The organism is Methylobacterium sp. Leaf85 (genome assembly GCF_001422125.1).
Classification (GTDB): Bacteria; Pseudomonadota; Alphaproteobacteria; order Rhizobiales; family Beijerinckiaceae; genus Methylobacterium; species Methylobacterium bullatum.
Map to the genome: position 1 here is coordinate 177502 of NZ_LMME01000003.1, position 9030 is coordinate 186531.

The following is a 9030-nucleotide window of genomic DNA, read 5'->3' on the forward strand; positions in this document are numbered from 1 at the left end:
TCTGTTGACGCAAATTTTAACGCACGTGTGTGTGCGCTTAAAGGTGGGGTAGTTTCGAAAGATAGGATGCTCGATATCTTAGACTTCTCTGACGAAGTGCTTGATGATTGTCGTTCCATTGCCAAAGACGTCGAGCGAGGGATTGACTGCAAAATGCTAATGGGCAGACTTCAAGTTCTTTGTGATAAAATTTTGATGTACGATGTACATCTATAGTCACTTAATTCTTATGATGGACACACATCAATACATTTCGGCGGAACAATTTCTGACAATTTGCTTGCAAGGCCGTTCTAAGGACGGGTTGATAGTGTAGCAAGGTCTCCGCTCGGCGAGCACCGTCTATGGATGGCGATCGAGCAATCCTCACCTGCCGGGTTCGTGCCCGGTGCTGTAGGCTACCAAGGTGCTCGCATTATGCGGGCGGTTAGTGGTTTCCGTAGTGCGCGTGCCACAAAAGAAGCGGAAGGTGTAACTTCATTATACCGTGCGGTCGGATCAGCCGAAATCAAGAGTATTCAGGCCACCGGAATGTTACGGAATTTGGGATCGGCCGAAAGTAAATACCTCACCAATTCAGGCGAGGCGGCGTCGTCATATGACCGCCAAGCCGTGAAGGCATTTTGCGACGAGCCTTATTCCACCGTTCAAACAAATGTCCCAAACAGCGCACTAAGAGACCTATTGCCAGTGAGCGTTGACCGTGGAATACCTGCTTATGTTATTCCAAATGAGCACCTTATAGGGCTTACTCCGAATATTATGAATTACAGTCCGCTTTCTGGTGTGCCATGAGAAATATTCCAGATGCAGTCATTCATGTGAGATTCAAGACTCCCACAGAAGGAGGAAGGCAAACGCCTATTACCGGCAGCGTATATTCATGCCCCTTATTCGTCGACGGCGAAGTTTTTGATTGTCGAATATGTATAGAAGGTAAAACAATTGAGCTTGGCCAGGCATATGATTTGGAAATCTGGTTTCTCTCTAGGGACTTAGCCGTTCCATATCTGATTCCTGGCCGTTCGATCACACTGTGGGAGGGAAAGGAAATTGCTATTGGTAAAATAAAACGCGTAAGCTAAAATCAATGTAGCAAAAATCTAGCTTGCAAGGTACGCCAATAAGACGCTGTAAGCTGTCTTTTCCAGTAATTTTTTCCCTTATTTGCATTCGATTTTCCTAAGATGCGTCTTTGAGAGCCGGCGTTGGCGCTCGAACCAGTTCTCGCGTGCGGCCTTCACATCCGGCCGCTCCTGCTCGGCCGCGTGGACAGCCCCTTTTTACGGGTGATGCGGTGCCGGGCGAAGAAGCGTGACAGGCTGCTCGTGCTCGCTTGGACACCGCGTTCCGAGAGGACGTCACGGAGCTCGCGCAGGAAGGATTGCGGGTGTTCTTCGTTGGCCCGAAGGATCAGGGCGGCCTGCGCTTCCAGGTGCTGCGAGTTGCGGTCGCCGCCCATGGGCTTGGGCGCGACCCGCCCTTCTTGCCGAAAGCAGTCGTGCCAGCGGATCGCGCTGGCCGCTCCGACACCGAAGCGTTTGGCTGCCTGACGCCGCGATGTGCCCGCTTCAATCGCGGCAACCACACGCTCACGCAGATCGACAGAGAGAGCTGAAGGCATGGTGATCCTCCCTCATAAGCCCAACCAGTGAATCACACGCCAGCCAGATTGAACCGCACCGGGTTTGCCGGAGGCTCCAACTCTGAGAAGGTGGAGCCTGTATGAGCAAGACGACGAACAAATTTGCGCCCGAGGTCCGCGAGCGCGCGGTGCGTATGGTGCTGGATCACGAGGCCGATCATCGGTCACGCTGGGCTGCTATCGTTTCGATCTCAGAGAAGATCGGCTGCGTTCCGCAGACGTTGTTTGAGTGGGTGAAGAAGGCCGAGGTCGATAGCGGTAGGCGTGCCGGTGTCCCGACCGAGGTCGCCGACAAGGTGAAGGCACTGGAGCGCGAGGTCCGCGAGCTGCGGCAGGCCAACGAGATTCTCCGCAAGGCGTCGGCATATTTTGCCCAGGCGGAGCTCGACCGCCCGTTCCGGCGATGATCGCGTTTATCGATGATCATCGCGATGCTTATGGGGTCGAGCCGATCTGCCGCGTCCTGCCGATCGCCCCATCCACCTATCACGAGCACGTCGCGCAGCGACGGGACCTGACACGTCTGTCGGCACGGGCGCAGCGGGATGTCGCCCTGAAGCCCGAGATCGCGCGCGTGTTTGCCGAGAATTTCGCGGTCTACGGCGTGCGCAAGGTCTGGCGGCAGATGATGCGGGAGGGCTTCCCGATAGCGCGCTGCACCGTGCAACGACTGATGCGGGAGATGGGTTTGGCGGGCGTGATCCGGGGCAAGCCTGTTCGCACGACGGTCAGCGACAAGGCTGCGCCGTGCCCGCTCGACCACGTCAACCGCCGGTTCTACGCGCCAGCGCCGAACATGCTGTGGGTGTCGGATTTCACCTACGTCGCGACCTGGGCGGGGTTCGTCTACGTCGCCTTCGTCATCGATACCTACGCCAGGCGGATCGTTGGCTGGCGAGCAAGTAGGACGGCGCATGCCAGCTTCGTTCTCGATGCTCTTGAGCAGGCACTTCATGACCGCCGGCCGGCCCATCGAGGCGGCCTCATCCATCATAGCGACCGCGGGTCGCAATACGTGTCCATCAAATACACCGAGCGCCTCGCCGAAGCCGGGATCGAGCCGTCGGTCGGCAGCGTCGGCGACAGCTATGACAACGCTTTGGCCGAAACGATCAACGGCCTCTACAAGGCGGAGGTGATCCACAGGCGTGGACCGTGGCGCAGTTTCGAAGCCGTCGAATATGCCACGCTCGAATGGGTCGACTGGTTCAACCATCGTCGGCTGCTGGAGCCTATTGGCAACATCCCGCCTGCCGAAGCCGAAGAGCAATATTATGCTGCCGCAAGCAACCTCGATATGGCAGCGTGACTCACAACCCAAGGCCTCCGGCAGACCCAGTGCGGTTTAAATCCGCCACCGTATCCACGCCCATGGCCTCTAGTTTCGCCAGTGACGCGCGGCCAACACCCCAGAGCTTTGCGACCGGGGTACGACAGAGCCAGTGATCGTAGTGGACGGGGTCAGTGAGATCGCAGACGCCGTTAAGTTCCGGCACCGTCTTCGCGATGTGGTTCGCGAGCTTGGCTACGGTCTTCGTCGTACCCAAACGGAGCCACCCCTTGTAGGAGCGTAGTGCCCCCTTATAGCATCAAATCTTGCGGACCTCGCCGAGGAAGAGGTTGACCGCGGACGAAACGGCTTCGATCTCGCGATTGAGGTCGGCGGTCGCGCTTAGCATACTCTGGGCCGAAGTCACGGATTCCGTCGCACTCATCGCGATCGCGGCCACGCTGGAGCTCACTGTCTCGGTCCGGCCCGAGGCCTCCGCCACGCTGCGGCTGATCTCCGTGGAGGTCGCCGACTGCTCCTCGACGGCCGAACCTACGGAGATCGCACTTTCGTCGATCCGCGCGATGATGCCAGCGATCCGCTCGATGGTGGTGGCCGTGGAATTCGTCGCAGTCTGGATCATGGCCACCTGCCGCGAAACATCCTCCGTCGCCCTGGCGGTTTGGGCCGCGAGTTCCTTGACCTCGCTGGCGACGACCGCAAACCCGCGCCCCGCCGGTCCAGCTCGCGCTGCCTCGATGGTGGCGTTCAGCGCGAGGAGATTGGTCTGGCTGGCGATCTGGCCGATCATTCCAACCACCTGGCCGATGTGATCCGAGTTCTCGCTGAGGGACCGAACGTTGGCAACGGCCTGACGGGCCGCCTCCACAGCTTCACCAGTGACCGATCGGGATCGGTTCATCTGCTGCGTGATTTCGGCATTGGCAACGTTCAACTCGCGCACCGCCCGGGCGACCGTCTGGACATTCGCCGAGGTTCCGACAGCCCCGGTCGACGCCGTTGCCGCCGCATCAGACGTTTCGCCGGTCTTCTCGAGAACTAGGTTTGCGGAGGCGCGCATGGTGTTCGTGGCATTGTCCGCGACGTCGAGGGCGGTTTGGATCGCAGTATCAAAGGCTGAGATCGCGTCGGTGAGCGGCGTGACGTCGGCCCAGGACAGCACGGCGGCGATATACGTGCCCCGCGACATCACCGCCGAGACGTGGAGGTCGAGAGTCTTGGGTCCGAGGCGGATCTTGGCACGCCATGGAAGACGAGACGGATCCGCCACGATACTGCGCTGGTGATGAGGGTTTTTGTGGAACACATCCATTGATGTCCCGACCATGAGATCGGGGTCGACCTCCTGGGGCAAGTATTTCCGCAAGGCGTGCATCGTTTCGATGCTGCGCTTATTGGCATAGGTGATGTTAGCGCTGACTGGATCGAGGACAAGGACATTGACGGGGAGTGCATTGATGACCGCTTCAAACTCGAGCGGTGGCACGATTTCAGTGAGCGCGTCGGCGTTTGCCCAACGCTGTACGCTGAAAAAGGAATTTCGCTTTGTCATGACGAGTCCTTTCATATATTTGAGATAGAGAATTTTATTAAAAATAGGATCGCGGTTTAAAATGAAGATTCCATTAAAACTGCGAGAAGATATATTGCCTGCTAGGCTGATTAGAGCCCGTTCAGTAAATTATGTCAGTCGACCATGCCTTCGAACGAGGAACAAGGCGGCAGCGGCGTAGAGGCGTCGTCGAGCGGCAGGAGAGTGTGTGGGCGGAAGGCAACGATGATCGCCTCCACTTAGGTTGTGAGCACTGTGGAGCGCTGCGTCTTCGGCCCCATCGTCGCGTCATATACGAAGGCTCGCCGACGCCACTTCACGACCGTTTTGGGGTTCAGTCCATACTGCGTGGCAAGATCTTTGAGCGAAGCTTTCGATCGCTTTATCGGATGCTCACGTATTGCGATCCGCGGCCTAAGTGACAGACGAGACCGCTGCCTGTGAAGGGCCGGCGCTCATGCGGTCGCGCTTGACCGCGGCCTCCTTTGATAGTGGAGTTCATCCGCTCGACTTGACCGTTGGTCAAGGGACAGCGCGGCTTGGTCATGCGATGCTCGATCTTCGGCTGCTCACAGGCCCTCTCCTCCGTGCGCCGTGCGATTGGGCGTCAGCAGGGTTTGTGGATGTCTCCCAAACGACGAGACCGGCAGGAACTTCGCTGCCATCTGCACAGCCCCAGGCTAGCCCCTTAATCACGCTGTCGTGATAGGCCGAAATCAAGCTATCGCTTGTCAATTCGTCATTTCGTGATCATCTGTTATATTACTATTAACTAATTTAATATAATATATAACTGTCATATGATCTGAATAACCCGTGCGCGGCGGGCTGTTTGGCCTCTTACGCGCAGAACCCACCCGATGCGTTTCACCCTCAAGGCCACCCTCGTCGCTCTGTTCGGCGGCGTCGCTCTCATTACTGCCGGACAAGGAGCTATCTCGCTCGTCGAACTGTCGTCGATCCGACAAGGCACAAACGACATTGCCAGCAGCTGGCTGCCCTCTGTCGCAACGGTCAACGAAATGAACAATGCCGGTAGCCAGATGCGGTTGCGGCAATACCGGATCGTGACGACGTCCACGGATCGAGCCAGCCTCGCGAGCAATCGGCATCTCTACGACAAAGCCGTGTCCGCCATGGTCGATGCACGTAGACGCTATCAGCCGCTAATTACATCTGCCGAGGAACGTGCCCTCTACGACAGGTTCTCAAAGGTGTGGTCTGCGTATGAAAATTCCAGCCAGCATCTGCTTGGCCTGATGGAGTCCGGCCGTCACGACGAAGCCATGGCAGAGCTTGTCGGCCCCGATCTGCTCAAGATCTATACGGAGGCGAGCGAAATTCTTGCCGAAGCTGTCGTGCTTAATCGGAACGGCGCACAGAAAGATGCTGACGCGACAGTGGCCAGTGCGGATGTCGCCTCCCTCGTCGCCATCGTGGCTGTGTTTCTAGCAGTACTTGCTGCCGGTGGTGCTGCTCTGTTCGGTTTCATGCGCATCTCTCGCCCTATCATTGGCATAACGGGGACCATGAGCTCCCTCGCGGCCGGCGAGGCGGCGACTGAGGTGCCTTATCGGACCCGGCAGGATGAGATCGGCGCAATGGCGGCGGCCGTGCAGGTGTTCAAGGACAATCTCATCCGCACGCGCCAACTGGAAGAGGAGACTGCGCAGGCCCGACTCACCGCGGAAGAGCAGCGCAAGGCGGGGATGCGGCAGATGGCCGACAGCTTCGAGCAGGCGGTGGGCGGCATTATCGGCATGGTGTCGTCCTCGGCGACTGAACTGCAGGCCACGGCCCAAGCCATGACCGCGACGGCAACAGAAACAGCTTCTCAATCAACGACCGTGGCAGCGGCCGCAGAGGAAGCAGCCACGAACGTCACCACGGTTGCTGCGGCGGCAGAGGAGTTGGGTGTCTCCGTTCAGGAGATCGGTCGGCAGGTGAGCAGTTCAGCTCAGATGGCTCAAAGCGCTGCCACCGAGGCTCAGTCTACAGCCTTGCTTGTTCAGGAGTTGACCCAGGCTGCGACCCGTATTGGGGATGTCGTCGGACTGATCTCGACGATTGCGGGTCAGACCAACCTGCTGGCACTCAATGCCACCATCGAGGCCGCGCGTGCTGGTGAGGCTGGTCGGGGCTTTGCCGTGGTCGCGACTGAGGTGAAGGAACTCGCAAGCCAAACTGCACGGGCAACGGAAGAGATCTCCGGGCAGATCAACAGGATCCAGGCTGCCACAGGCCAGGCAGTATCGGCAATCGTTGGAATCACTGGGCGTATCCAAGAGATTAGCGGGACGGCTACGGCGATCGCAGCGGCTGTCGAGCAGCAGGGGGCGGCCACGCAGGAGATCGTCCGAAATGTGGCGCAAGCGGCGACGGGTACGGGCGAGGTCACGAGCAACATCACGGGTGTCGCTCAAGCGGCGGAAGACACAGGTGCCGCGGCAAGCCAAGTTCTAGGGGCGGCGTCCGAACTCTCGCATCAATCCGAGCACCTCACCGCCGAGGTGAAGCGGTTCCTCGCGACCGTCCGTGCCGCTTGAGACCCTGGGACCTGACGCCATGAGTCGATACGAATTCGAGGAACCGGGCGTCAGCCTCGCCATCGGCTGGGACGCGTCTATGGCAACTTTCTATCTCCAGGTTTGGAGCGAAGCACTCCAGACCGTCGACATGGACGAGGAAGAACGTGCCTCGCCGCAGATCTGCCTGGGCGACGTCTACGGACAGCACCCGGAGCTCGATGCCGTGCTCGCTATCGCAAGTTGGCACGTCCGGGCATTCCCCGCTACGCTGGCACAGACCCTACGGGCCGACCAAATCGCCGCCCCACCCCAGCCTCAGCCGGCCAATCACGAGGATATCGCCCGCCTCATGTACGCCCTCATGAACACCATGGATCGTACGCGGTCGGTAACGTCCGCGCTCGACGGCCTCGCACACTCGGCCAAAGCCTGACCTGAATGCTGGCGTTATGGTCAGCGGGTCGGGGCGATGAGGGTCGAAATACTGGAGGGGGCCGAACGACGGCCGCGCTGGTCGTTCGAGGACAAGGTGTGGATCGTCGAAGCTTTGTACGAGGCGGGAGTGTCGGTGCGTTCGGTGGCGTACTGGCACGGGATCGCCCAGGGTTTGTTGTTCACGTGGCGACGCCAGGCTCGGCAAGGCCGTAGGGGCGTGGACGAGCAGGCCCCGGTCTTCGTGCCCGTCATGATCACCCCGGAGCCGTCGCCGGCAGTTCCGGCTTTGCAGTCGAATGATCCTGGTGTTCAGGCTCTGCCCCGCCGAGCGCGGCGCAAGACCGGTGTCATGGCGATCGATCTCGGCGATGGTCGGCGTCTCACGGTCGACCGGGACGTCGATGCCGCGGCGCTGCGCCGGGTGCTCGATGCCCTGGAGGGTCGATGATCCCGCTGCCGGCCAACGTCCGGGTCTGGCTGGCCACCGGCCACACCGACATGCGCAAGGGCTTTTCCAGCCTCGGGCTGATCGTCCAGGAGACGCTCAAACGCGATCCTCATTCCGGGCACCTGTTCATCTTCCGGGGGCGGCGCGGCGACCTGATCAAGGTAATCTGGCACGATGGCCAGGGTGCATGCCTGTACACCAAGCGGCTCGACCGCGGCCGCTTCCTGTGGCCGTCGGTGGCGGACGGAGCCGTGACGATCTCCACGGCGCAGCTCGGCTACCTACTCTCGGGCATCGACTGGCGAATGCCGCGGACAAGCTGGCGTCCGAGCGCCGTTGGTTGAGGATAACGCGTTACCGAGGCTGAGGAATATGCTCTTCTCAGGGTGTGCCGAACGCGCCTGAGCCCCCGCCGCTTCCCACCGATCTCGCTGCCGCTCACGCCATGATCCTGGCCGAGGTGATGATGGCCAAGTTCGGCCTGCATCTGCCGCTGCATCGCCAGAGCCAGCGCTTCGCCCACGAAGGCGTGCCGATCGACGTCTCGACCCTGGCCGGCTGAGTCGGGGCCGTCACCACCGCCCTGTCGCCGCTGGTGGCCCGGATCGAGGCACATGTCCGAGAAGCCGACCGCCTCTATCTCGACGACACACCGCTGCCGGTCCTGGCCAAGGGGAAGACCCGCACCGGCCGGCTCTGGACGGTGGTGCGCGACGACCGCCCCTTCGGCGGACCCGAGCCGCCGGTCGCAGCCTACTTCTACTCCCCCGACCGCTCCGGCGCGCATGCCGAGACCTGGCTAGTGGTCTGAGTTAGAAGTTCTCTGACAGAAGCGTCCGACGCTTGCGAGGATCGCATCAGCGGGTTTGGTCCAGACGAAGGGCTTTGGATCGGCGTTGGTTTGGTCGATGTAGGCGTGGATCGCAGCTTCGAGATCGCTGGTCTGTTGGAAGGCACCACGCTGCAGGCGTCGACGGGTGAGAAGGGCGAACCAACCCTCGACGAGATTGAGCCATGATGCGGACGTCGGCGTGAAATGAAGGTGCCAACGCGGACGCTTCACCAGCCAGTCGTGGATCAGCTTGGTTTTGTGGTGGCCGCGTTGTCGAGCACGAGGTGCACGTCGAGATC

General features: G+C 60.1%; 7 protein-coding genes, 5 pseudogenes and 1 other annotated feature. Of the genes and pseudogenes, 7 read left to right on the top strand and 5 right to left on the bottom strand.

Annotated features, from left to right (window positions below):
• Positions 1-348: 348 nt before the first annotated feature.
• Positions 349-795 carry a hypothetical protein gene (locus ASF08_RS24500; protein WP_156629450.1) on the top strand — a complete coding sequence of 149 codons (447 nt, stop codon included), beginning with the start codon at positions 349-351 and terminating at the stop codon, positions 793-795.
• 389 nt (positions 796-1184) lie between these two features.
• On the opposite strand, the pseudogene ASF08_RS04095 reads toward ASF08_RS24500, so the two are convergent.
• A pseudogene (locus ASF08_RS04095) lies at positions 1185-1624 on the bottom strand (IS630 transposase-related protein); the annotation flags it as partial.
• Between the two features lie 101 nt (positions 1625-1725).
• On the opposite strand from ASF08_RS04095, the gene ASF08_RS04105 reads away from it, so the two are divergent.
• Positions 1726-2954 (top strand): IS3 family transposase gene (locus ASF08_RS04105; RefSeq protein WP_156629451.1). Its coding sequence is split into 2 segments (ribosomal slippage): positions 1726-2014 and positions 2014-2954, totalling 1230 coding nucleotides; the frame shifts between segments, so codons are not numbered across the junction.
• Positions 2007-2123 (top strand) — a sequence feature (AL1L pseudoknot). Its footprint overlaps the gene before it by 117 nt.
• 37 nt (positions 2955-2991) lie before the next feature.
• Here the strand turns inward: ASF08_RS04105 and ASF08_RS25615 are convergent.
• The 3 genes and pseudogenes from ASF08_RS25615 to ASF08_RS25620 form a co-directional block, all read right to left on the bottom strand.
• A pseudogene (locus ASF08_RS25615) lies at positions 2992-3192 on the bottom strand (Y-family DNA polymerase); the annotation flags it as partial.
• Between the two features lie 42 nt (positions 3193-3234).
• On the bottom strand, positions 3235-4488 hold the full coding sequence (locus ASF08_RS04110; RefSeq protein ID WP_156629452.1) for a methyl-accepting chemotaxis protein: 1254 nt from the start codon (positions 4486-4488) through the stop codon (positions 3235-3237).
• 242 nt (positions 4489-4730) lie between these two features.
• Positions 4731-4913, bottom strand: a pseudogene (locus ASF08_RS25620) (IS481 family transposase); the annotation flags it as partial.
• Between the two features lie 435 nt (positions 4914-5348).
• Here ASF08_RS25620 and ASF08_RS04115 point away from each other — a divergent pair.
• From ASF08_RS04115 to ASF08_RS25625, 5 genes and pseudogenes are all read left to right on the top strand, one after another.
• Positions 5349-7034 carry a methyl-accepting chemotaxis protein gene (locus ASF08_RS04115; protein WP_056141683.1) on the top strand — a complete coding sequence of 562 codons (1686 nt, stop codon included), beginning with the start codon at positions 5349-5351 and terminating at the stop codon, positions 7032-7034.
• Between the two features lie 19 nt (positions 7035-7053).
• A complete protein-coding gene (locus tag ASF08_RS04120) occupies positions 7054-7449 on the top strand; it encodes a hypothetical protein (protein ID WP_056141686.1) in 396 nt (131 codons plus the stop codon).
• 36 nt (positions 7450-7485) lie between these two features.
• Entirely contained in the window at positions 7486-7899 is a 414-nt protein-coding gene (gene tnpA / locus ASF08_RS04125) for an IS66-like element accessory protein TnpA (RefSeq protein ID WP_056141687.1), read from the top strand.
• A complete protein-coding gene (tnpB, locus tag ASF08_RS04130; RefSeq protein ID WP_056141693.1) occupies positions 7896-8243 on the top strand; it encodes an IS66 family insertion sequence element accessory protein TnpB in 348 nt (115 codons plus the stop codon). Before tnpA ends, tnpB begins: the two co-directional genes overlap by 4 nt.
• 104 nt (positions 8244-8347) lie before the next feature.
• Positions 8348-8692 (top strand): annotated as a pseudogene (locus ASF08_RS25625) (IS66 family transposase); the annotation flags it as partial.
• A gap of 6 nt (positions 8693-8698) precedes the next feature.
• Here ASF08_RS25625 and ASF08_RS23760 read toward each other — a convergent pair.
• Positions 8699-9030: pseudogene (locus ASF08_RS23760) on the bottom strand (transposase); the annotation flags it as partial.

Bases quoted from the DNA above. Each gene is read 5' to 3' on its own strand.
- ASF08_RS24500 (WP_156629450.1), top strand. From the start codon at position 349: ATGGCGATCGAGCAATCCTCACCTGCCGGGTTCGTGCCCGGTGCTGTA.
- ASF08_RS04110 (WP_156629452.1), bottom strand. From the start codon at position 4,488: ATGACAAAGCGAAATTCCTTTTTCAGCGTACAGCGTTGGGCAAACGCC.
- ASF08_RS04115 (WP_056141683.1), top strand. From the start codon at position 5,349: ATGCGTTTCACCCTCAAGGCCACCCTCGTCGCTCTGTTCGGCGGCGTC.
- ASF08_RS04120 (WP_056141686.1), top strand. From the start codon at position 7,054: ATGAGTCGATACGAATTCGAGGAACCGGGCGTCAGCCTCGCCATCGGC.
- tnpA (WP_056141687.1), top strand. From the start codon at position 7,486: ATGAGGGTCGAAATACTGGAGGGGGCCGAACGACGGCCGCGCTGGTCG.
- tnpB (WP_056141693.1), top strand. From the start codon at position 7,896: ATGATCCCGCTGCCGGCCAACGTCCGGGTCTGGCTGGCCACCGGCCAC.